We start from the raw sequence: 22,871 nt of genomic DNA on the forward strand, positions 1-22,871 counted from the left end.
CCGCGTCCGATATGACGCCTCCAGACGCCTGCCCGACCGCTTGGCAGACGTGCCCCCACCAAGCCTTACCCTTGGCGCCGGATTAAAACCGACCGCACCGACCGATGCGAGTCGGTGCAATGCGGCTGCGCGGTTAAACCTTGAACGCCTGTACCAGCGTATGCAGGCGATTGGCCAGGGCACTGAGTTCGCGGCTGGTTTCCACATTCTGGTGAGAGGCGTCGCTGGTTTCCTCTGCGATCCCGCTGACGTTAGTGATGTTGCGGTTAATCTCTTCGGCCACGGAGCTCTGCTCCTCGGCGGCTGACGCGATCATGGCATTCATATCGTTGATGGTGGCCACGGCAGCGGTAATCTGTTGCAGCACGCGACCAGCCTCGGCCACCTGACTGCGGCCCGCTTCAGCCTTTTCGCAACTCTTCTCCATGACCTCAACCGCACGGCGCGCACCACCCTGCACCTTCTCGATCATGCCCTGGATCTCTGCGGTGGAGTGCTGGGTACGGGAGGCGAGCGAGCGCACTTCGTCGGCTACCACGGCGAAGCCTCGACCTTGCTCGCCAGCACGGGCCGCTTCGATGGCGGCGTTAAGGGCCAGAAGGTTGGTCTGGTCTGCGATCCCGCGAATCACATCCACCACCGAACTGATGGTGGCGCTGGCATTTTCCAACTCACCGATAACCGTGGCAGCGTGTTCAACCTCGCCGGCCAAGCTGTCAATCATCTGAATACTCTGAGTCACCACCTGCTGACCAAGCTCTGCTTCGCTGTCGGCTTTCTCGGCGGCGTGGGCAGCGCTGGCGGCATTGCTGGCGACGTCCTGCACAGTGGCGGACATCTCGTTCATGGCGGTGGCCACCTGGTCGATTTCCAAGTGCTGGCGATGAATGCCCTCTCCAGTCTGTCGGCTGACCGTGGCAGTCTGCTCGGCGGCGGCGGCCAGCTGCTCTACGGCCTTGGACAGCTCCCGGATGGTTTCCTGCATGTGGTCGGCCATCGCGTTGAAACAGTCGGCGATGTTGCCCAGCTCGTCCCGACCGCGGTATTCGACACGATGCATCAGGTCGCCATCGGCCAAGCGTTTGCCGCCGTACAGCAAGGCATTCACGGCCTGACCAATACCCCACAGGGTGGCCCAGGCCAAGGCGGAAGAGAGAACCAGAGCCAGCACCAGCACCACGCCCAACCACAGCAGCAGAGTATCGAAGTGTTTCTCGGCAGAGGTGTAGGCGGTTACTGCATGGATATGCAGGTTATCGGAGTAGGCCTGCACCTTGTCGAAGGCAAGCGTGAAGGATGGCTGCAGCGTATCCAGTAGCAAACCATTGGCTTTCAGGTAATCACCGCCGCGCATTAGCTCCATGACCGGTCGCACGCCGCGATCCAGATAAAGGCTCACCGTACGCTGCATTTCCTCAGCAAGGGCACGCTCATTCTCATCCAGGTTCCCGGCTAGCAAGGTTTGCAGCAGCTGCTGGCTATTACCAACGCTCCGCTCGACGCTGTCGAAATGCATGCTCACATGGTGATTGTGGGCCTGCTCATAGTCGCTGCCGGGCGCATGCTGCAATGCCAGCAGCAACTGGGTACGTGCTTGATGCATTTCATTGACCAAGCGGCTGACCTGGTCACTCGGCAGCAACCCTTCGTAATAAAGATGCGTCAGATCGGTGTTACTGCTGCGCATGCCCGACAGGGCGAAGCCCACCATCAGAACCATCAGCATGCAAAGCAGTGTAATCAAAGCCACCAAGCGGGCCTTGAGAGAAAAGCGGGTAAGCCATATGCGCACGTCAAAAGCCTTGATTGTTAGAGATTTTTGTCAGGTTAAGGCTTTTTGCCATCTTCGAGATGCTGTACGTCAAAAGGAACCGATATTTCGGCAACCGTGCTCGGCATAAGGCTTTATTCCTGCCCTCGCGGGGTGTAGCACCCCCGATTAGACCGTCCCTCCTGTACTGTCAGTCTGGCAGTCACGAAGGTTGATTGCGCCTAATGCTGTGGATGCGCAGCCCGGCTCACGTATCCAGATGACCCGCTAAAAACTGCGTCAGCCTGGACTGCATGAACCGCGGCTCGTCGCCCAGATTGGCGACAGGGGACCCCTTAAGCTGCTCTGCGACCAGCTCTGCTCCCGCCCCGGCCAGCGCCAGAGGGCAGTCGATGGTAAGCGCAAGCTTGTTCAGCTGGCCCAGAAGCGCGAGGGAGGGAGGAGCAGGTGCAAAAAGCACCAGCGCCCTGGGCTGAATAGCCTGACAGAGCAGCGACATCTCATTGAGCGGCTGGCCCAGCGGTAGCACCCTCACCGCGCCGTTGTCACCGCCTAGCAGTAAGCCCGTGACCAGCAGTTCCAGTTCACGACACTGCTCGGGCAGTGCGGCGAGCAACACGCAATGATCTGCACCGCGCCGCACAAACTGCAGGCGCTGCAGCACGCGCGCACGGAGAAAAGCGTCATAGAACAACCACTGACTCAGTTGACCGAAGCCGGTCTGATGCAGAAGCTCCTGCCACAGGGGCAGCAGCACCCGGGCAAAGACCTGCGAGGTCGGGTAGGTCGAGAAAACCTGCCCGTACAGCTGTTCGAGACGAACCTCATCGAATGTCGCAAGCGCCTGACGAATACCCGCCTGCCACTCAAGCCACTCTGAAGTATCTGATGAAACATCGTCTGCAATCACCGAAGCGACTGCAATCGGGGGAGGGGCATCGTTCTGGGCCGGTCGACTGCGCGCCAGAAGCGTCCCGACCTTGCTCACCGCCACACCACGCTCGGTCCAGGACAGGATGTCGCGAATAGTCGCCACGTCGTCCAGCGAATAGAGGCGATGCCCGCCTTCGGTCCGCAGCGGCTGAATCAGACCGTAGCGCCGCTCCCAGGCACGCAGCGTGACCGGATTGACCCCGGTCAGACGCACAACCTCGCGGATGGGTAGCAACTCCTGGCTGGCAGAATGCTCGGGGACGATGAAAAGAGGCTCAGGTCGCTCGGTCATGAAAAGGGTCAACCCTGGTGTATGGGTGGCGATATTGTACAGGCGGCAGCATTTGTAGAACGTAGCATGACCTGCAGCGATCCTAAAAAAACCATCAACAGGTTTGGCAACGCGGCGCTATTCGATCAAGCTGATCTAGAATGCTGCAATCCGTATCGAGAGCCTGAGCATGATCAACGCAAAACTGCTGCAACTGGTAGTTGAAGCATCCAACGATGGCATTGTGGTCGCCGAGCAGGAAGGTGACGACAATATCCTGATCTACGCCAATCCCGCCTTCCAGCGCCTGACCGGCTACGCGGTGGATGACATCCTCTATCAGGACTGCCGCTTCCTGCAGGGTGACGACCGGGAGCAACCCGGCCTGACAGCAATCCGCGAGGCGGTCCGGAAGCTGCAACCCTGCCGCCAGATCATCCGCAATTATCGCCAGGATGGCAGTGCCTTCTGGAATGAGCTGTCAATTACACCTGTCTTCAACGAAGCCGATCAGCTCACCTACTTCATCGGTATCCAGAAGGATGTCAGCGTCGAAGTCCAGGCCACCGAGCGAGTACGCGAACTGGAAGCGGAAGTCGCCCTGCTGAAGAGCCAACTGGCTCAACTGCAAGACAAGGCCTGACGACATCTGGCGGGCCTGGCTCAGTCCGTTCGACGGCAGCACTGACAGCCTTTTCAGTCCTCCATGAGCAGATGCATTCGCAGCCACGATCAGCGTGCCCTGCCGGGGTTTCGCTGCAACCTGCAATAAGCACCTGCAGCATCTCATTTCTGCCTGATTCTCCCTCCAGCCGAGCCTCGGCGGGCTCGAGCCGCGCACCCGCGAATGCCTGTAGCCACAAAAAGCCAGACACTCAGCCAGCGACTTTCTGTACAAATCTCCTAAACCCTATACATATCTTATTGCTTGTATAGTATTTCGCATCATTGTAATCTCCAGTTGCAACCGGGAAGTCTGGCTTTTCGCCATCCGGTCACTGGCAATTCAGGCTGTGTCTATCGAGGAAAGCTGTACAGAAGAACGCTGCACACAACCGTGCGATGACTGTTACAGCCTCTCCGATGCATCAGATGCCTGCCGGTTTCGGTCAGTCGAATCCACCCACAGCAGCACCACCTTTCGGAGTACGACGCATGTTTATGCGCACCCGCACATTCAACGACACCTTGCGCGAGTGCCAGGCGCAGCGGGCGGTTTTCGAAGACGAGCATGGCGCTCTGCGTGGCGCGATGGCGGTCGTCGAATTCAGTCCGGAGGGCCTGGTGCTGGATGCCAATCCGCTGTCTCTGACACTGCTGGGTTATACGCTGAACCAGATTCGCGGCCAGCATCATCAGGTGCTCTGTGACCCTGCCCATGCGCGCAGTCGCCAGTACTCGGAGTTCTGGCAAGGGCTTCGGCTGGGGCGCAGCGTGAGCGACCGGGTGCTGCGACTAGGCCGGGACGGACGACAGCTCTGGCTACAGGCCAGCTACATTCCGGTACGTGACGCCAGCGGCAACGTGCAACGCATTATCGAGCTGGCGAGCGACATTACCGAGCAGACTTTACGCGCACAGACCGACGCCAGTTTCATGCAGGCGGTCGACCGCTCCATGGCAGTTATCGAGTTTGATCTGCGCGGTGAGGTCGTCAATGCCAACTCGAATTTCCTGCAGGTCATGGGCTATCGCCTGGAAGAAATTCGCGGCAAGCACCATCATCTGTTCTGCCAGCCCGAGGAAGTACAAAGTGAAGCCTATCGCCACTTCTGGGCGGGCCTGAACCGCGGCGAGTTCAGCTCGGGCCTGTTCAAGCGGCTCAACAAACAGGGCTCAGAGGTCTGGCTGCAAGCCACTTACAACCCGCTCTACGACACCCAGGGCAAGCTGTACGGGGTGGTCAAATTCGCTACCGACATCACGCTACAGGTCGAGCAGCGCGAAGCCGAAACCAGAGCCGCGCAACTGGCTTTTGACACCTCACGAAAAACTGACGAACACGCTCGTCAGGGCGCTGCGGTGGTACAGCAGACGGTCAGCGTGGTGCAAAGCATCGCCGACGAACTGCAGCAGGTGGCTCAGGGTATCGGGGCATTGAGCGCCCAGTCCGAAGAGATTGGCAGCATCGTCGATGCGATTCGCGGCATCGCCGAACAGACCAACCTGCTTGCACTCAATGCAGCCATTGAAGCGGCCCGTGCCGGCGAGCAGGGTCGCGGCTTTGCAGTAGTCGCCGACGAAGTGCGCAACCTGGCCCGACGCACCAGCCAGGCAACCGTGGCCATTACCGAGGTGGTCGGCAAGAATCGCGAACTGGCCAGGGAGGCGGCAGGCAGCATGCAGTCCAGCACGCTCAAGGCAGAACAGGGCGTGAACCTTGCCAACCAGGCCGGAACGGTCATCCTCGACATCCAGCACGGCGCCCAGCAGGTCGTGGAAGTCATCGGCCAGTTCGCCCAGACCCTGGACCGGCACCGCTGACAGCGCCTTGACCAGCAGGGCGACACGCTCAAGCGTCGTCCAGCCGAAAATAGGCTTCACTAGCAGGTATCCCAGCATCGGATAGCGCCGCGGTCATCATGCGGAAAATCTGCACTGGGCCCGAAACGAATCACCACGCAGGAGGATGTATGCGGATTCTATTGAGCGGAGGGACCGGGCTGATTGGCCGTGCACTCTGTCGTCGGTGGCTGCAGGAAGGGCACGAACTGCTGGTCTGGAGTCGGCGTCCGGAACAGGTGCCGCAGCTGTGCGGTGCAGCCGTACGTGGCGTGGCCAGTCTGGAGGAGCTGGGCGATATCGAGCTGCACGCCGTGATCAATCTGGCCGGTGCGCCCATTGCCGAACGCCACTGGACTCGCCGCCGCAAGGCCTTGCTGTGGGACAGCCGCATCCACCTGACAGAACGTCTGGTCGAGTGGCTGGCCGGGCTGTCCAGACGCCCGCCCGTGCTGATCTCCGGTTCTGCCGTAGGCTGGTATGGGGATGGTGGCGAGCGACTGCTGCATGAGACGGACACACCGCAATCCAGCGATTTCGCCAGCCAGCTATGCATCGCCTGGGAAGAAAGCGCGCAGCGTGCCCAGGAGCTGGGCATGCGTGTCGTGCTGGTTCGTACCGGGCTGGTGCTGGCCCGCAATGGCGGTTTTCTTGCTCGGCTGTTACCGCCCTTTCGCCTGGGGCTGGGAGGGCGGATCGGCTCGGGGCGACAGTGGATGCCCTGGATTCATCTGCATGATCAGGTCGCGCTGGTGGATTTTCTCTTGCGCCATCCCTCTGCCAGCGGTGCCTATAACGCCTGCGCGCCGCAACCCGTACGCAACGCCGAGTTCACCCGCTGCCTGGCGCAGGCGCTGCACAGGCCGGCACTGCTGCCGCTGCCGGCACCTGTGCTGCGCGTCGGTTTTGGCGAGCTGTCCGGGCTGTTGCTGGGTGGCCAGCATGTACTGCCCGAACGGCTGCAAGCCGAGGGCTTCGAGTTTCGTTTCACTGAGCTGTCAGCGGCTCTGGCCGATCTGCTGGAGGGCAAGAATGCTGAGCGCTGAGCATGGCTTGCTCAGCGCGGCGGACAAAGACTGCTGAACCAGCCGATGCCGCGCCTGCGGCGTCAGCCCGCCGGCCAGTTCACTTCCGGCAGCGCCTCGAACGCCGGGCGGGCGAACAGATAACCCTGGAACAGATAAATGCCCAGCCCCTGCAACTGACGAAGCTCGCCCGGCGTTTCGATACCTTCGGCAATCACCTCGATGTTCAGCACGCGACACACCCCGAGAATGCCCTGAACGATGGCCTGGCGCACCGGATCGGTGTCGATGCTACGCACCAGTGCCATGTCCAGCTTGATGATGTCTGGCTGGAACTCGGCCAGCAGGTTGAGCCCGGAATAGCCGGCGCCGAAGTCATCAATGGCGGTCTTGAATTTCTGCCGCTGATACTCGTGGATGATGCCTTTGAGATGCTCCTTGTCCACCAGCTCTTCACTTTCGGTGATCTCGAAGATGATCCGCTCGGTAGGGAAATCGAAGCGTCGCGCGGCTTGCAGGGTGGCGCGGATACAGGTGGCGGCCTGATACACCGCATTGGGCAGAAAATTGATGCTCAGCAAACAGGGCATCTGCAAGCGGGCCGCCAATTCCACTGCCTTGACCCGGCAAGCCTGATCAAAAGCGTAACGGTTCTGTTCGTTGACCCGGCTAAGGATACTTGCCGCACCGCTGCCGTCGGTCCCCCGCACCAGTGCCTCATAGGCATACAGGCTGTTGTCCCGCAGATCGACTATAGGCTGAAACGCCATGCTGAACTCGAAGCCCAGCGCCTGCCCGTCTTGACAGTGAGAGCAGGGGGGAATCGGGGTTTGTTCGCTCATGCCGGAAATATCCAATAAGAAGTCAAAATTCACTGTTCGAGGGTGCCGGAACCTGGTCTGGCTGTCTCGTTGCGGGCAACGCAACGGGCACACCCTGCTCAGTCTAACCGGCCCAGCTGATTTGGAGCCTGTGTCTACTTGCCAGCAAATCTATACAAAGCAGTTGACTTGTACAATATAAATTATATTCTGGACGAAACTGTACAACCAGTTCAGTCCGTACAAGTCACGTAGAGGTTTCCATGGCCGTTACCACAGACTCCATCAAGATCGGCATCAGCGCCTGTCTGCTGGGCCAGCCCGTGCGCTTCAACGGCGGCCACAAGGCCTCGCAGCTGTGCACAGACGTACTGGCGCAGCACTTCGAGTTCATTGCCCTGTGCCCTGAACAGGCCATTGGCCTGGGCACCCCGCGTCAGCCGATTCGCCTGGTGGGCGACCCGCAAAACCCGCGCGCATTGGGCACCGTCAACCGCGAGCTGGACGTAAGCGAGGCTCTGAGCGCCTATGGCCAACACGCCGCCGAGCAGTTGCACGACATTTGCGGCTATATCCTGATGCAGAAGTCGCCGTCCTGCGGCATGGAGCGAGTCAAGGTGTACCAGGACAACGGCCACCCCGCCGAAGGTGGTGGACGCGGCCTTTTCGCCGCCGCCCTGATGCGCGCACGCCCGGATCTGCCGGTGGAGGAAGACGGGCGCCTGAATGATCCGGTGCTGCGCGAGAACTTCATCACCCGCGTCTTCGCCTATGCCGAATGGCAGCGGTTGCAACGGGCTGGGCTGACGCGCAAAGCGCTGATTACCTTCCATGCACGCTACAAATATCAGCTGATGGCGACCAGCCGCGTGCAATACCAACTGCTGGGACGGGCGGTGGCGCAAAGTGCCGATACCCCTCTGCAGGAATTTGCGCCCCGCTATTTCAGCCAGCTGATGGCGGCCCTCAAGCAGCCGGCCAGCCGTGGCAGCCACAGCAACGTGTTGCAGCACATTTCGGGCTATCTGAAGCATGCGCTGAGTTCACCGGAGAAGCAGGAACTGCAACACCTGATCCAGCAGTACCGCCTGGGTGTCGTGCCGCTGGTGGTACCGATGACCCTGATCAAGCACCACTTTCGCCGTCACCCGGATGCCTACATCGAGCGCCAGGCCTACCTGCAGCCGCACCCGGAAAACCTCAGCCTGCGTAACGCCCTATGAACACCACTATCAGCAACGGCACCCAGCTGCCCGAAGGCCTGCTGCCGATACGCGAAGTGGCGCGCCAGACAGGCGTCAACCCAGTCACATTGCGCGCCTGGGAGCGTCGCTACGGGCTGATCCAGCCGCAGCGGACTGCCAAGGGGCACCGGTTATATGACGCAGAGCACATCACCCGGATTCGCCAGGTACTCGCCTGGCTGGAACGCGGCGTGACCGTCAGCCAGGTCAAGGGCCTGTTGCAGGACCCGCAGCAGGCGCCCGAACCGGCCAGCGCGCTATGGGCAGAACAGCAACACCTGTGGCTGAACTGCATCGAACAGCTCAACGAACGGACGCTGGATGATTGCTTCAACCAGGCGCTTGCCCTCTACCCCGCCGAAACCCTCTACCAGCACCTGTTGCAGCCCGTCCTTGAGGACCTGCAGTTGCGCTGGAGCAGCCAGTCCAAAACACGTGTGGAGCAAGTGTTCTTTCTCTCCTGGCTGAGAAGCAAGCTCGGTGCCAGGGTGTACCACGGCAACCGTCTGCTGGACGGCCCGCCTCTGCTGATGCTGAACCTGTCGGACCACGTAATGGAGCCAGGCTTGTGGCTGTGCGCCTGGCTGGCGAGCAACACCGGCTGCCCGGTGCGCGTACTCGACTGGTCGATTCCGCCGGCAGACCTGTCCCTGGCCATTCGCCGAATCAGCCCCTGTGCCGTGCTGCTGTACGGCGATCAGACGCTTGAATCCGGCTATCTGCAGCGCCTGTTCGAGGCAGTCGACTGCCCGCAACTGCTGTGCGGCCATGCCGTCAGCATCCACCACGAGGAACTGGTCGAGCTACCCGACCTGCACCGTGCCGACAACCCGCTCGCCGCCCTGCACTGCCTGCAGCAGCTCGGCCTGCTCGATGGCCGCTGAGGAGCCTCGCATGCGCCAATTGATCTGGTTTCGTACCGACCTGCGAGTGCAGGACAACACCGCGCTGACCGCAGCCATGCAGGCCGGGCCTACCCTGGCAGTATTTCTGCTCAGCCCCGGCCAGTGGCTCGCCCACGACGATGCGCCCTGCAAGATCGACTTCTGGCTGCGCAACCTGCAGGAGCTGGAGGCGCAGCTGCGCCAGTTGAACGTCCCGCTGTTGATCCGCCATGCCGAACACTGGCGCGATGCACCGGCAGTGCTGGCCAGTCTCTGCCGCGAACAGGCCATCGACAGTGTGCAGGTCAACCGGGAGTACGGCCTGCATGAAGACCGCCGTGACCGGAACGTGGCGGACCAGCTGGGTTCAATGGGCGTAGGTTTCCACAGCCATACGGACCGCCTGCTGTTCCAGCCAGGCAGCATACTCACCCGCTCGGGCGGCTATTTCCAGGTATTCAGCCAGTTCCGCAAGGTCTGCTATCAGCGCCTGCATACTGCGCTGCCCATGTGCGTGGGGCTGCCCCAGACGCAAGCCCCGCTCGCCATCGACAGCGACCCGACTCCCTCCCAGCTACCCGGTTTCGCCCGCCCAAGCGATAGCCTGCAAGCCCTGTGGCCGGCAGGTGAGGGGGCCGCACTGGAACGCCTGCAACGCTTTGCCGACGAGCAGCTGGACGCCTACGACCGCCAGCGCGACCTGCCCGCCCAGCCCGGTACCAGTCAGCTGTCGGCCTACCTGGCCGCCGGTGTGCTCTCGCCCCGGCAATGCCTGCATGCGGCGCTGCGCAGCAACCGGGGCGAATTCGAAACCGGCAGCAGCGGTGCCATCACCTGGATCAACGAGCTGCTGTGGCGCGAGTTCTACACGCACATTCTGGTCGGTTACCCGCAGGTATCGCGGCACCGGGCCTTCCGCACGCACACCGAAGCCCTGCCCTGGCGTAACGCCCCGCAGGAGCTGGCCGCCTGGCAGGAGGGCCGCACCGGCTTTCCGCTGATCGACGCCGCCATGCGCCAGTTGCTGGCCACCGGCTGGATGCACAACCGCCTGCGCATGGTGGTGGCGATGTTTCTGACCAAGAACCTGCTGATCGACTGGCGCGAGGGCGAGCGCTTCTTCATGCGCCACCTGATCGATGGCGATCTGGCAGCCAACAACGGCGGCTGGCAATGGAGCGCCTCCACCGGCACCGATGCGGTGCCTTACTTCCGCCTGTTCAACCCCATCAGCCAGTCGCAGCGCTTCGACCCCCAGGGCCGCTTCATCCGTCGCTGGTTGCCGGAGCTGGCTCAGCTGGACGAGCGCCGCATCCACGACCCTGGCGCCGCCGGCGGGCTCTTCGCCGTGGCCAACTATCCGCCCCCTATGGTCGATCTTGCCGCCAGCCGCCAACGGGCACTGAGCGCGTTCAAGGACCTGCCATCCCAGGAGCCACAGCATGTCTGACTTTCTGCTCCGTTTCGCCGATGAATTTACCGAACTCAACGCCAGCAACCTGTACCGGCTCAGCCAGCTGTATAGCGACGATGTGCAGTTCCGCGATCCGCTGCACAGCATCCAGGGCCTGCCGGCGCTGCAGGACTACTTCGCCGAGCTGTACAGCAACGTCAGCGACCTCCGTTTCCGCTTTCACGGCGTCGACACGCTGCACGACGGCGCCGGCTACCTGCGCTGGAGCATGCGCTATCGCCACCCGCGTCTGCGCCGGGGCCAGCCGATCGAGGTCGACGGCTGCTCGCACCTGCTGTGGCATCACAAGGTGTACCAGCACCACGACTACTTCGATGCCGGTGCACTGCTCTACGAGCACCTGCCGCTGATGGGCCCGGCCATTGGCTGGCTGAAAGGGAGACTGGCATGAAGCGCATCTGGCTCACCGGCGCCAGCAGCGGAATCGGCGCTGCACTGGCGCAGCGTCTGCTGGCTCAGGGTCATCAGCTGGCCGTCAGCGCACGCAATGCGCAGGCCCTGAACAGCCTGCAGCAGGATTACCCCCGACAGGTGCTCGTACTCGCTGGCGACCTGACCGATCCCCTTCAGGTTCAGGCCATGGGCGAGCAGATCGGGCAGGCCTGGGGCAGTCTGGATCAGGTCATCCTCAATGCCGGCACCTGCGAATACCTGGACGCCGCCGCGTTCGAGGCTGACCTGATCGAACGGGTGATGCGTGCCAATCTGTTCTCTGCCGCCTATTGCGTGGAAGCGGCCCTGCCATTGCTGCGCCAGGCGCCGCGACCGCATCTGGTGGCGGTAAGCAGCTCGGTGACCTGCCTGCCGTTGCCGCGCGCCGAGGCCTATGGCGCCTCCAAGGCGGCGCTGCGCTACCTGTTCCAGGCGTTGCGCATCGACCTGGCGCACGAAGGGATCGACGTCACCCTGGTCAGCCCCGGCTTCGTCGATACGCCGCTGACGCGACAGAACGATTTCCCCATGCCGATGCGCTGGCCGGTCGACAAGGCCGCTGACCATATCGTTGCCCGCCTGGAAAAACGCCCGCTGGAGATCGCTTTCCCCGGCCCTTTCATCACCGCCCTGCGCCTGCTGGCACTGCTGCCTCAACGCCTGCAACTGGCGCTGGGCAAGCGCATGGCGCGCACCACCAAGGAAGAACACTCATGAAAATCGCCATCATCGGCAGCGGCATTTCCGGCCTGACCTGCGCCTACCTGCTCAACCGTCAGCATGAGGTCACGGTATTCGAGGCCAGCGACTGGATCGGCGGCCACACCCATACGCTGGATGTTGAAGTCAACGGCGAACGCCACGCCATCGACACCGGTTTCATCGTCTTCAACGACTGGACCTACCCCAACTTCATCCGTCTGCTGGACCAGCTTGGCGTGGCCTCGCAACCGACCGAGATGAGCTTTTCGGTGCAGGACCCGCGTACCGGCACCGAATACAATGGCAACAACCTCAACAGCCTGTTCGCCCAGCGCCGCAACCTGCTCTCACCGGGCTTCTGGGGCATGCTGCGCGACATCCTGCGCTTCAATCGCGAAGCCCTGCGCGACCTGGATGAGCAACGTATCGCCGCCGACACCACCCTCGGCGCCTACCTGCGGCACAACGGCTATGGGCAGCGCTTTATCGAGCACTACATCGTGCCCATGGGGTCGGCGATCTGGTCGATGTCACAGGGCGACATGCTCGGCTTTCCGCTGCAGTTCTTCGTGCGCTTCTGCAAAAACCACGGCCTGCTGTCGGTCAGCCAGCGCCCGCAATGGCGCGTGATAAGCGGCGGCTCGCGTAGCTACGTGGCGCCACTGAGCGCGGGCTTTGCCGAGCACATCCGCCTGAATTGCCCGGTGCAGCGGGTAGAACGTGACGCTGACGGGGTGACGCTGCACAGCGCCGCCGGCAGCGAGCGCTTCGACCGTGTGGTGTTCGCCTGTCACAGCGATCAGGCATTACGCCTGCTGGCCGCACCGAGCCAGGCCGAGCGGGAGATCCTTGGCGCCCTGCGCTATGCCGACAACGACGTGGTGCTGCACAGCGATACCCGCCTGCTGCCCAGGCGTCGTCTGGCCTGGGCCAGCTGGAACTACCGGCTCGGCGGCTCCAGCCAGCAGCCCGCCGCCGTCACCTACAACATGAACATCCTGCAGGGGATTCAGAGCGACACCACCTTCTGCGTCAGCCTGAACCAGACCGCCTCCATCGACCCGAGCCGGATTCTCGGTCGCTTCCGCTATGCGCATCCGCAATACAGCCTGGCCGGACTGGCAGCCCAGGACCGCTGGCAGGAACTGCACGGCGCACACCACAGCTATTACTGCGGCGCCTACTGGGCCAACGGTTTCCATGAGGACGGTGTGGTAAGCGCCTTGCGCGTGGCCGCCGCATTCGGAGAACAGCTGTGAACAGCGCGCTCTATCACGGCTGGGTCAGCCACCAGCGGCTGTTGCCGCGCGCCCACGGCTTCCGCTATCGCATGGGCATGCTCTACCTGGATCTGGCGGAACAGCAGCAGGTGCTGGGCCTGTCGCGGCTGGCCGGGCGTTCGCGCTGGGCCGCCTTCGCCTTTCGCGAAACCGACTACCTGCCGCACGCCACCCGCCAGGGCATGGCGCTGAGCGACGCCGTACGCCAGCGGGTCGGCGAAGCCCTGGGACACACGCCGCAGGGGCGCATCTGCCTGCTCACCCAGCCACGCAGCTGGGGCTTGTCCTTCAATCCGATCAGCCTGTTCTACTGCTTTGACACCGACGACAGCCTGGCGGCGATTCTCTGTGAAGTCAGCAACACGCCCTGGCGTGAACGCTACCACTACGTCCTGCCGACCCACGCCACCGGCGAATCGCGTCATCGGGTAGCCAAGAGCTTCCACGTCTCGCCCTTCATGCCGCGGGAGCTGGAATACCGCATGCGTTTCTCCGCTCCCGGCCAGCAGCTGCACGTGACCATGCAGGACTGGCAGGGCGAAGAAAAAGTATTCGAAGCCGGCCTGGGCCTGAAGCGCATCGAGCTGACGCGCGCCAGCCTCTACCGTCATTTGCTGAGCTTTCCCTGGATGACCGGCAAGACCGTACTCGCCATCTACTGGCAGGCCCTGCGCCTGCTGCTCAAACGCATCCCGCTGATTCCCCATGCAGCCGCCAGCGGTGAGTTTCGCACCGCGAATTTGGAGCCTCGCCATGACAAACCCTAGTCTGAACCCTGCGACCACCTCTGGGTCGGCTGCCAATGGCCTCGCCGCCCGCTTGCTGAAAAGAGCGGTTCTGCGCCAGCTGCATCAGTTGCAGCATGGACAGCTGGTGCTCATCGTGGACGGCGAGCGCCTGTGCTTCGGGCAGCCCGGCGCGGCATTGCATGGCGAAATCGAGGTCCACAATGCGGCGCTGTGGTCGATGGTGGCGGCCAACGGTTCGATTGGCGCTGGCGAGGCCTACATCCACGACTACTGGAGCAGCCCCGACCTGACAGCGGTGATCCGCATCTTCGTTGCCAATCTCGACGTACTGGACGGCATGGAGCGCGGTTTGGCGCGCCTGCGCCGCCCGTTGGTAAAAACCCTGCACTGGCTCAACCGCAACACCCGCCAGGGCTCCCGGCGCAATATCTCGGCCCACTACGACCTGGGTAACGAGCTGTTCGAGCAGCTGCTGGACCCCACCATGATGTATTCCGCAGCCATGTTCCGCAGCGCCGACGACAGCCTGGAACAGGCCCAGCTGTACAAGCTGGAACGCATCTGCCAGAAGCTCGACCTCAAACCCGACGACCATCTGCTGGAGATCGGCACCGGCTGGGGCAGCATGGCGCTGTATGCCGCCACCCACTACGGCTGCAAGGTAACCACCACCACCCTGTCCCATGAACAGTTCGCCTATACCCAGCGCCGAATCGAGGAGCAGGGTCTGCAGGACCGGATCACCCTGCTGCTGCAGGACTATCGCGATCTCACAGGCGCATACGACAAGCTGGTATCAATCGAGATGGTCGAGGCGGTCGGCCACCGCTTTCTGCCTGCCTATTTCAAGCAATGCGCCCACCTGCTCAAGGATGACGGCCTGATGCTGCTGCAGGCCATCACCATTCGAGATCAGCGCCACGAACAGGCCAGCAGGTCGGTCGACTTCATCCAACGCTACATCTTCCCGGGCGGCGCCCTGCCCTCGGTGAGTTCGATGCTGGAAACCATCAGTCGCGACACCGACATGAACCTGCACCACATGGAAGATTTCGGCCTGCATTACGCACGCACCCTGCGCCTGTGGCACGACAATCTGCGTCGAACCCGACACAGCCTGGAAGCACTGGGCTACGACCAGGCGTTCTTCCGCCTCTGGGAGTTCTACCTGTGCTACTGCGAGGGCGGCTTTCTGGAGCGCAGCATCGGCACAGCGCAGTTGCTGCTGGCAAAGCCGGCGGCACGCCCAGCGCCTTTCGGCCTCTCGGCATGAGCCGGCGAGCCCGGTTGCTGCTCAACGCCGGGCTGTTCCAGCTTGGCTGGTTCGCCTGCGTGCTCGGCGCGCAGCAGCCGTGGCTGCTGCTGATCGCCGTCGCCTGTTTGGCCATACACCTGCGCTGGGTTGCCGCTGACCGCGACGAGTGGCGCACACTGCTGTACGTGGCGGCCTGCGGCTGGGTGCTGGACAGCGCCCTGCTGCATCTAGGCGTCTTCAGCTTCGGCGACAGCACCCTGTTGTTGCCGATTTGGCTGGCACTGTTATGGCTGCTGTTTGCCAGCACCCTGCTTCACAGCCTGAACTGGACAGCCCGGCCCTGGTGGCTGGGCAGCCTGCTGGGCGCGGTTGGCGGCCCGCTGTCCTATCTGGGTGGAGCCAGGCTGGCAGACGTCGGTCTGCCGCTGGGAGTCTGGCCCAGCGTGCTGCTGCTGGGCGTGATCTGGGCCGTGCTGATGCCTGGCGTGCACTGGCTGATCAGGTGGCGCACCCGCTGAACTACGGCTGCTTGCGGAAGAACAGCGTGACCTGCCCCACCTCCACGCCAAACTTGGTCATGAACGAACGATTGATCAGGGTGTTTTCGTCCATCAGGTACATCCAGTCGTCCAGATGAACCTCATAGACCTTGTCGTCCACCGGTAGGCTCAGCACGTAGCGCCAGCGCAGCGCATTGCCCGCCACTTCGCCCACAGCCTCGCCCACCACGTCGCCAGCGGTGCCACGCCATTGCCCCTCGCCTGCCGGGACAAGCGTCCAGATCCTTTTTTGCGTGGTGCCGTCGCTGTAGGTAAAGGATTCATCCAGGATCAGCTTCTCGCCTTCCGAGCGCCCTTGAATGTCCACATGGAAGCGCTTGACCACCTCGCCCGAACGCTTCTGAAACATTCCCCAGGCCTCGACCCTGCCCTCGAAGAACTGCCGCAATTCAAGCCTGGGCGTCTCCTGCGAGTAGGTCTGTACGTCCACCTGGGTGCAACTGGCCAGCCCTATGCAGAGCAGCAACAGCATTTTCTTGAACATGTTCGCCTCCAATCAGATTCAGGGCTTGGCAGCGCCAAGCAGTTGCGCCCGCAACTCCGGATTGCGTGTGCGCGGGTCAAGCCAGATTGCGAAGAACGCTCTGGCAAATGCCTCGTCCCTCACCACATGCTGCAGGTTCGCTCCAACGTAGAAACGTGCACCCTCTCCCGGCAGGAATAGCCCGGTGATGCGGTCGCCGGCGCGTACATCGACAAACGCCAGGCGCATCTCCCGCTCCCAGTCCGCCATCCGTGCAGGGTCCGGGTCGCCGGGAGCCAGACGGCGGATTTCCCTGAGGCTGGCCGCCACCAGATTCTCGCGACTGATGGTCCGACCGTAGGTCAGCTCCAATGCAAAAGGCGCGTCCAGATCCAGCGGCTCATCCGGTGCCTGACCCATGACCCAGAACTGCGCGCTGTAAATCGAGAACCCGAACATGCGCAGCTCCCCACCCCCTACCCGCCGCGCCTCGGGCAAAGCCTCGCGCCAGCCGGCAAGGAGCTCGCTGCTCTGAAGCAACAGCGCCAAACACACCACATGAAGGATCTGACGGAACCGCTGCATGGTCTTCACCTGACTGGGGCCAACATTCACACCAAATCTATACCGTATGAATTTTTTGTACAGTAATTATTGTACAAGGCTGAGCGCCGAAATATTCCGTGTGACTACAAGAAGGCACCACCGAGCGTTTCAGCACGCTACGGATCGAACCGACGGAGAGTGCCGCTGCCTTTCTGATTCCTGCCAAACACAAAACCCTGCTGCTCGTCTCGCAACTCAGCCCATCGCTTGCCGGTCAACTGCAGCAAGCAACGGTCGGTGAAGATCGACAAAGGAGACAGCTATGACAGATCGAGTGCGGGTCGCAGTGGTGTGTGGCGCCAGCGCTGGTGTAGGACGGGCGACGGCGCATGCATTGGCACGTGCCGGGTATCGGGTGGCCTTGATCGCGCGTGGAGCGCAGGGGCTGGATGACACGCAGGCCGAGTTGGAAAGCGGCGGAACCAGGGTTCTGGCGATTGCGCTGGATGTGGCCGATGCCGAGACGATGGACCGCGCCGCCGAGCGGATCGAGGCAGAGCTGGGGCCCATCGAGATCTGGGTGAATTCGGCGATGGCCACAGTATTCGGCCCTGTGCAGAAGACCAGTGCCGCCGAATACAAACGGGTCACGGAGGTCACCTATCTGGGCGTCGTTCACGGCACGCTGGCGGCGCTGCGCCATATGCAGCCACGCAATCGGGGCACCATCGTGCAGGTCGGCTCGGCCCTGTCCTACCGGGCGATCCCCCTGCAATCGGCGTATTGCGCAGCGAAGTTCGCGATCCGCGGGTTTACCGACTCACTGCGCTGCGAGCTCATCCATGACAAAAGCCGGGTGCGGCTGACGATGGTTCAGCTGCCGGCCCACAATACGCCACAGTTCGACTGGTCGCGCAACAAGATGCCCCGGCGCCCGCAGCCCGTGCCGCCCATCCATACGCCCGCGGTAGCAGCGCAAGCCATCCTCCGCGCGGCACGTGAAGCGCCACGCGAACTCTGGGTCGGACGCGCTTCGTTCCAGGCCATCATCGGTACCCTGCTCATGCCCGGCCTGCTCGACCGGATGATGGCCAGACAGGCCTGGGACGGCCAGATGACCGAGGAACCGACCCATGCCGGGCAGCCTGACAATCTGTTCCAGCCCGTCGCCGGCCTGCATCGTCTCGAAGGCCGCTTCGGCGACCAAGCCCTTGCCAAAGCGCCCAGCCTCGCTTCGGAGACGGTCGGAAAACTGGCGCTGGGTCTTGGGCTGCTGGGCCTGATCAGCGTGACGGCAATAGCTTTTTCCCTTGGCTAGTCAGATCACGCGTGATTCCCCCGCAGGGGCTGCGACCTAAGCGCACACACAAACAGCAGATCGCGTCAATCACCCGACCTAGAGGGGCCGGAGGTCATTAACCCCGACCATCGAAGGGATATGCGGCACTTTCCGCTCAGGATATGGTGGCACTTGACCATCAATGGAATGGCCGGATGTCACGAATACTGTTGTTATTGCTGTACATGAGCCTGGCGGCTTGCCAACCGGAGCCTGAAACGATCCGCATCGGCAGTGATCGGTGGCCCGGGCATGCTCCGCTTTTTATCGCCGATGAGCTCAGGCTGCCGAAGCCCGGCGCGTTCACCTTGCGCCTGGTCGAGTACCCCAGCTCGATTGGCGTCGTACGCGGCTTGCGCAACGGCACACTGGATGCGGCCATGCTCAGCCTCAATGAAGCGCTGATGCTGCAGAGCAGCGATGAACGGCTCGACCTGGAAATCCTGCTGATTTCAGCCATCTCCAACGGTGCGGATGTGCTCTATGTAGTGCCTCCGATGAAGCGCCTGGCCGACCTGCAGGGCCAGCGTCTGGGCATGCAGGATTCGGCGCAGGCTGCCTTTTTTCTGTCACGCATCCTTGATCAGGCCGGGCTCGAACGCGAGCAACTGGAGCTGGTCATCCTGCCCCTGCAGGAGCACGCACAGGCCTTGAGCAGCAAACGTGTCGATGCACTCATCAGCAGCGCGTCGACGGGCCCCGAGCTGGAAAGCCTGGGCGCGCGGCGCATATTCGACAGCAGTGCACTGCCGAACGAAATCGTCCATGTCATGGTGATCAACCGCCGTCATTTGAGTCCCACCCAACGCGGTCGTCTCAAGCGTCTCTGGTACGACGCACTGCGCATCTGGCAGGAAGACAGCTCAACCCTCGCGACACGTCTGCAACACCGGCTCGGGCTAAGCGCAGCGAGTCTGCAGCGCACGCTCGACGGCATCGTGCCGGGCGATGCCAGACTAAACAGCATCCAGATTCACAATGGCCAGCTGTTGCAGCAGATGCAGCAACTCAACGATTACATGCTTGAACATGGCCTGCTGACGCGCCCCGCACGACCACTGGCGCTGCTGAGTGACTGCGGGGGTGCCGAATGCTGACAAGAATGCCCCTGCGTCTGTCCCTGCCGCTGCTGCTCAGCGTGTTCGCCGGGCTGTTCACACTGCTGCTGACCACCTTTCAGCTGCCCAGCAGCATCGAAGCCGCGGTGGAGGACTGGCAGAACCGCACACGGCAGCATTTCGCCCTGCTGCAAAGCAGCCTGAGCGACCATGTACGTCACGGACGGACCGCTGAACTTGAAACCGAGCTGGCGGATCTGGCCAGCCTCGACGGCATCGCCTGGGCAATGGTGATCGACAGGGATCTGCGCATCGTCGCCTCGACCCGCCTCGACTTGCGAACCGAGCAGCTGAACGCCATCAGCCCGTCCGCCCTGAAGGCCCGCGTACGCATGGGGCATGCAAGCTGGCTGCCGCTCGCCGGTCAGCGCCAGCTGGCGATCTATCCGCTTGACCGTACCGGGCAGATCCCGGCCCGCCAGCATGACGCACTGCTCGTCGAACTCGACTTCACCGCCCAGTTGCAGCAGATCAAGCGGGATGCCTGGAGCTATCTGGCACAGATCCTTGCATTGCTGTTTTTCCTCGGGCTGGCGTTGAACTTCCTTTATGGCCGCCTGATCACCGGGCGTCTGGCCCGTGTGGAACAGGCAGCGCGGCACTTCGCCGCTCATCAATTGCCACAATCGCCGGCGATCAAAGGCTATGACGAAATCGCCGCCCTGGCGCGTACCCTGAGCCAGATGATGCACCAGCTCTACGATCGCCAGATGGCGCTTTCGGAGAGCGAACGGATGATGCGCGACCTAATCAATACCGCACCGGTCGGCATGCTCGTCGTGGACCATGACCTGCGTATCGGCCAGGCCAATCTGGCCGCTGCCAGACTGTTCAACCGCACCCCGCTGGAGCTGGTCGCAACCCCTGTCGAGAGTCTGCTGCTCGAATCGGATGCAGCGCAGCGCATGCTGCACAGTCCCATGGGCACTGCGCTCGAGCTGACAGGGCTACGCAGCGGCCAGCAGGTGCCACTGGAAATCAGCTGCACACCCTTCCGGCGCCAGAAAGCGCAGCACTATCTGCTCTTGCTGCGCGATATCAGCGAACGCCTGGAAGCCGAACAGAACCTCAGATTCCTGGCGCATTACGATCCGCTGACGCATCTGGCAAACCGGCATTATCTGGTGCAACGGCTTGAACACCTGCTGAGCCAGGGCACGCGTCTGAGCCTGCTGTTCATCGACATCGACCACTTCAAGCGCATCAACGATGCCCTTGGCCACGAAGTGGGTGACTTTCTGCTGGTTAAGATAGCGACCCGCCTGACGCGCCTGGCGCCCTCCCCCTGCGTGCTGGCGCGGTCAGGTGGCGACGAATTCATGCTGCTGCTGGAAGCCGTCGAGCCTGCAGAGGCCCTGGCGCTGGGTCAGCGCATCGTCAGCGACCTTGAACCGGCAATACAGATCGGCCAGTACGAATGCTTCATCAGCCCCAGCATCGGCATTGCCAGCAGCGACGGTGACGGCACCGCCAATGATCTGCTCAAACAGGTGGATCTGGCGCTGTATGCGGCCAAGGGCTCCGGGCGCAACTGCATCGTGGCCTACTCCGACACGCTGGGTGCCGTGGCGGAGCGACGCCATCAGCTGGAGCTGGAATTGCGCCAGGCACTGGAGCTGGAGCAGTTCGTCCTGCACTTCCAGCCGCAGGTGGACAGCCAGGGACGGCCACGGGCGATGGAAGCGCTGCTGCGCTGGCAGTCGCCGAGCCGCGGCCTGGTCCCGCCTGGCGAGTTCATTCCGGTGCTGGAAGAAAGCGGAATGATCATCGACGTCACCCGCTGGGTGTTTCGTCAGGCCTGCCGCCAGGCGCGCCTGTGGCAGCAGCAAGGCCATGCGGTACGCATTGCGGTCAATCTGTCGCCCCTGGACTTCCGTCAGGCCGATCTCGCCGGCTGCCTGCAGGAGATTCTGCACGAGGAAGACGCCGGTCCCGAACTGCTTGAACTGGAAATCACCGAAAGCGCCCTGCTGGCCGCCGACGACCATGTCCAGACGACCCTGACACGTCTGCGCGAACTGGGCATGCCGTTGTTGCTGGATGACTTCGGCACCGGCTACGCATCACTGACCTATCTGCAGAAATTCGCCTTTGACGGCATCAAGATCGACCGCGAATTCGTTGCCGACCTGCCGGACAGCGCACACTCGGTGGCCCTGGTGCGCGGCATCCTGACCATGGCCAGCCATCTGGGCCTGCATGTGGTGGCAGAGGGCGTGGAAAACGATCGCCAGGCGGCGTTCCTGCTGCTCAATGGCTGCCCCAGCCTGCAGGGTTATTTCTATGCGCGCCCGCAACCGGCGAGCCAGTGCCACTTCAAGACTCACGACAGTCTGCCGTCGGCCAGGGCCTGACGGCCTTTGTGCCCAACAGGGCCGAATTCATTCGGCCACACCTATTCGCCAAGCCGAGCTGGTCCGGCCTCCTCCATCCGGAACCGGGCCTGTTACAGCGCAGCGAAACCCGGATGAAACGGCAACCCGCTTGGCGCAACGCAACGGCAAGGCTAACCTGCGTCTTTTTGTCGCCGAGCGCACCCAATGTCCCTGTTCGATATGCTGTTGCTCATCGCTGCCGGTTTCGCCGCCGGCGGAATGAACGCCCTGGCCGGTGGCGGCACGTTCTTTTCCTTCCCGGCGCTGCTCGCCATCGGCCTGCCACCCGTGACGGCCAACGCCACCAACGCCGTCGCGCTCTGGCCGGCAAGCCTCGCCGGTGCCTGGGCAGCGCGAACCAGCCTGCGTCCGCTGGGCCGCTATCTGGTGCCCCTGCTGCTGGCTGGACTCGGCGGCGGCCTGCTCGGTGGCATCCTGCTGCTGGTCAGCGGCGACGACGTGTTCAGCCTGCTGATCCCCTGGCTGCTGTTGCTGGCCACTGCATTGTTCGCCGCCAGCCCCCTGCTGAGCCGCTGGCTGGCGTCCCGCCGCAAGGAAACCAGCGAAGTGCCGCCCCATGCGCCACTCTCGCTGGCCGCGCACGGCCTGGTCTCCATCTACGGCGGCTACTTCGGCGCCGGCATGGGCATCCTGCAACTGGCGGCGTTTTCCATCGAAGGCCATCAGCTGGTGCGTGCCAATGCGCTGAAAAACCTGATCTCGGCAGTGATTTACAGCGTCGCCACCGCCACCTTCATCATCGCCGGGCGCGTGAGCTGGTATGAACTGGCGATCCTGCTGATTGGCACCACGCTGGGCGGCTATGTCGGTGGCGCGCTAAGCCAGAAACTGCCGGCCAGTTGGTTGCGGGCATTCGTGATTCTGGTGGGCGCGAGCATGACGCTCTATTACTTCTGGGCGACCTACGGGTAATACGCTTTCAGAAACCGTATTACGCCTTCGGCTAATACAGGCTACGAAATATGCGGCGCTGTGCAATCTAGTAGGATGGAATCGCCGCAGGCGCTTCCGTCGCTTGCCTGGTCCATCAACAGCCCTTACGGCTGCTTTTTTCGTCCAGCTCTGCTAGTGTCGCGACCGTTTCAGAGCCGCCGCACAGAACAGGT

General features: G+C 62.6%; 21 protein-coding genes. 16 read left to right on the top strand and 5 right to left on the bottom strand.

Annotated elements, in window-relative coordinates; translation table 11 throughout:
* Nucleotides 1-133: 133 nt before the first annotated feature.
* Together NAV32_RS17650 and NAV32_RS00910 are read right to left on the bottom strand one after the other, a co-directional pair.
* On the bottom strand, nt 134-1,792 hold the full coding sequence (locus tag NAV32_RS17650; protein WP_256050911.1) for a methyl-accepting chemotaxis protein: 1,659 nt from the start codon (nt 1,790-1,792) through the stop codon (nt 134-136).
* A 226-nt stretch (nt 1,793-2,018) separates the two neighbouring features.
* Nucleotides 2,019-2,996: a MerR family transcriptional regulator gene (locus NAV32_RS00910; protein ID WP_256050912.1), complete on the bottom strand. Its 978-nt coding sequence runs from the start codon at nt 2,994-2,996 to the stop codon at nt 2,019-2,021.
* Between the two features lie 169 nt (nt 2,997-3,165).
* Here NAV32_RS00910 and NAV32_RS00915 point away from each other — a divergent pair, with 169 nt between their 5' ends.
* The 3 genes from NAV32_RS00915 (at nt 3,166) to NAV32_RS00930 (ending at nt 6,523) form a co-directional block, all read left to right on the top strand.
* Nucleotides 3,166-3,618, top strand: coding sequence for a PAS domain-containing protein (locus NAV32_RS00915; protein WP_256050913.1), 453 nt, complete (start codon nt 3,166-3,168; stop codon nt 3,616-3,618).
* Nucleotides 3,619-4,130: 512 nt separating this feature from the next.
* Nucleotides 4,131-5,459, top strand: a complete 1,329-nt coding sequence (locus NAV32_RS17610; RefSeq protein WP_272890070.1) for a methyl-accepting chemotaxis protein — start codon at nt 4,131-4,133, stop codon at nt 5,457-5,459.
* Nucleotides 5,460-5,608: 149 nt separating this feature from the next.
* Nucleotides 5,609-6,523, top strand: a complete 915-nt coding sequence (locus tag NAV32_RS00930) for a TIGR01777 family oxidoreductase (protein WP_256050914.1) — start codon at nt 5,609-5,611, stop codon at nt 6,521-6,523.
* 62 nt (nt 6,524-6,585) lie between these two features.
* Here NAV32_RS00930 and NAV32_RS00935 read toward each other — a convergent pair whose 3' ends face one another.
* Nucleotides 6,586-7,344: an EAL domain-containing protein gene (locus NAV32_RS00935; RefSeq protein WP_256050915.1), complete on the bottom strand. Its 759-nt coding sequence runs from the start codon at nt 7,342-7,344 to the stop codon at nt 6,586-6,588.
* A gap of 242 nt (nt 7,345-7,586) precedes the next feature.
* Here NAV32_RS00935 and NAV32_RS00940 point away from each other — a divergent pair, with 242 nt between their 5' ends.
* The 9 genes from NAV32_RS00940 to NAV32_RS00980 are packed head-to-tail and all read left to right on the top strand — an operon-like array spanning nt 7,587 to nt 15,861.
* On the top strand, nt 7,587-8,546 hold the full coding sequence (locus tag NAV32_RS00940; protein ID WP_256050916.1) for a YbgA family protein: 960 nt from the start codon (nt 7,587-7,589) through the stop codon (nt 8,544-8,546).
* The gene (locus tag NAV32_RS00945; RefSeq protein ID WP_256050917.1) at nt 8,543-9,451 is read left to right on the top strand and encodes a MerR family transcriptional regulator; all 909 of its coding nucleotides are present in this window, start codon (nt 8,543-8,545) and stop codon (nt 9,449-9,451) included. The genes NAV32_RS00940 and NAV32_RS00945 overlap by 4 nt, the downstream gene beginning before the upstream one ends.
* Nucleotides 9,452-9,461: 10 nt before the next feature.
* Nucleotides 9,462-10,901: a deoxyribodipyrimidine photo-lyase gene (gene phrB / locus NAV32_RS00950; RefSeq protein ID WP_256050918.1), complete on the top strand. Its 1,440-nt coding sequence runs from the start codon at nt 9,462-9,464 to the stop codon at nt 10,899-10,901.
* Entirely contained in the window at nt 10,894-11,316 is a 423-nt protein-coding gene (locus NAV32_RS00955; RefSeq protein ID WP_256050919.1) for a nuclear transport factor 2 family protein, read from the top strand. Before phrB ends, NAV32_RS00955 begins: the two co-directional genes overlap by 8 nt.
* The gene (locus tag NAV32_RS00960) at nt 11,313-12,074 is read left to right on the top strand and encodes an SDR family NAD(P)-dependent oxidoreductase (RefSeq protein ID WP_256050920.1); all 762 of its coding nucleotides are present in this window, start codon (nt 11,313-11,315) and stop codon (nt 12,072-12,074) included. The genes NAV32_RS00955 and NAV32_RS00960 overlap by 4 nt, the downstream gene beginning before the upstream one ends.
* Nucleotides 12,071-13,318: an NAD(P)/FAD-dependent oxidoreductase gene (locus tag NAV32_RS00965; protein ID WP_256050921.1), complete on the top strand. Its 1,248-nt coding sequence runs from the start codon at nt 12,071-12,073 to the stop codon at nt 13,316-13,318. Before NAV32_RS00960 ends, NAV32_RS00965 begins: the two co-directional genes overlap by 4 nt.
* A complete protein-coding gene (locus NAV32_RS00970; protein ID WP_256050922.1) occupies nt 13,315-14,106 on the top strand; it encodes a DUF1365 family protein in 792 nt (263 codons plus the stop codon). The genes NAV32_RS00965 and NAV32_RS00970 overlap by 4 nt, the downstream gene beginning before the upstream one ends.
* Nucleotides 14,093-15,361 carry an SAM-dependent methyltransferase gene (locus NAV32_RS00975; RefSeq protein WP_256050923.1) on the top strand — a complete coding sequence of 423 codons (1,269 nt, stop codon included), beginning with the start codon at nt 14,093-14,095 and terminating at the stop codon, nt 15,359-15,361. The genes NAV32_RS00970 and NAV32_RS00975 overlap by 14 nt, the downstream gene beginning before the upstream one ends.
* Complete coding sequence (locus NAV32_RS00980; protein ID WP_256050924.1) at nt 15,358-15,861, top strand: DUF2878 domain-containing protein; 504 nt, start codon at nt 15,358-15,360, stop codon at nt 15,859-15,861. Before NAV32_RS00975 ends, NAV32_RS00980 begins: the two co-directional genes overlap by 4 nt.
* 1 nt (nt 15,862) lies before the next feature.
* On the opposite strand, the gene NAV32_RS00985 is transcribed toward NAV32_RS00980, so the two are convergent.
* Nucleotides 15,863-16,387, bottom strand: a complete 525-nt coding sequence (locus NAV32_RS00985; RefSeq protein ID WP_256050925.1) for a DUF3833 domain-containing protein — start codon at nt 16,385-16,387, stop codon at nt 15,863-15,865.
* Nucleotides 16,388-16,405: 18 nt separating this feature from the next.
* A complete protein-coding gene (locus NAV32_RS00990) occupies nt 16,406-16,951 on the bottom strand; it encodes a chalcone isomerase family protein (protein WP_256050926.1) in 546 nt (181 codons plus the stop codon).
* Between the two features lie 283 nt (nt 16,952-17,234).
* On the opposite strand from NAV32_RS00990, the gene NAV32_RS00995 reads away from it, so the two are divergent.
* The 4 genes from NAV32_RS00995 to NAV32_RS01010 all read left to right on the top strand — a co-directional run bounded on the left by NAV32_RS00995 (nt 17,235) and on the right by NAV32_RS01010 (nt 22,677).
* On the top strand, nt 17,235-18,230 hold the full coding sequence (locus NAV32_RS00995) for an SDR family oxidoreductase (RefSeq protein WP_256050927.1): 996 nt from the start codon (nt 17,235-17,237) through the stop codon (nt 18,228-18,230).
* Between the two features lie 176 nt (nt 18,231-18,406).
* The gene (locus NAV32_RS01000) at nt 18,407-19,348 is read left to right on the top strand and encodes an ABC transporter substrate-binding protein (RefSeq protein ID WP_256050928.1); all 942 of its coding nucleotides are present in this window, start codon (nt 18,407-18,409) and stop codon (nt 19,346-19,348) included.
* Nucleotides 19,342-21,723, top strand: a complete 2,382-nt coding sequence (locus tag NAV32_RS01005; RefSeq protein ID WP_256050929.1) for a putative bifunctional diguanylate cyclase/phosphodiesterase — start codon at nt 19,342-19,344, stop codon at nt 21,721-21,723. The genes NAV32_RS01000 and NAV32_RS01005 overlap by 7 nt, the downstream gene beginning before the upstream one ends.
* A gap of 186 nt (nt 21,724-21,909) precedes the next feature.
* Nucleotides 21,910-22,677 (top strand): sulfite exporter TauE/SafE family protein, encoded by a 768-nt coding sequence (locus tag NAV32_RS01010; protein ID WP_256050930.1) that lies wholly within the window; start codon nt 21,910-21,912, stop codon nt 22,675-22,677.
* The last annotated feature ends 194 nt before the right edge of the window (nt 22,678-22,871 follow it).

The organism is Stutzerimonas stutzeri, assembly GCF_024448695.1.
Classification (GTDB): Bacteria; Pseudomonadota; Gammaproteobacteria; order Pseudomonadales; family Pseudomonadaceae; genus Stutzerimonas; species Stutzerimonas stutzeri_T.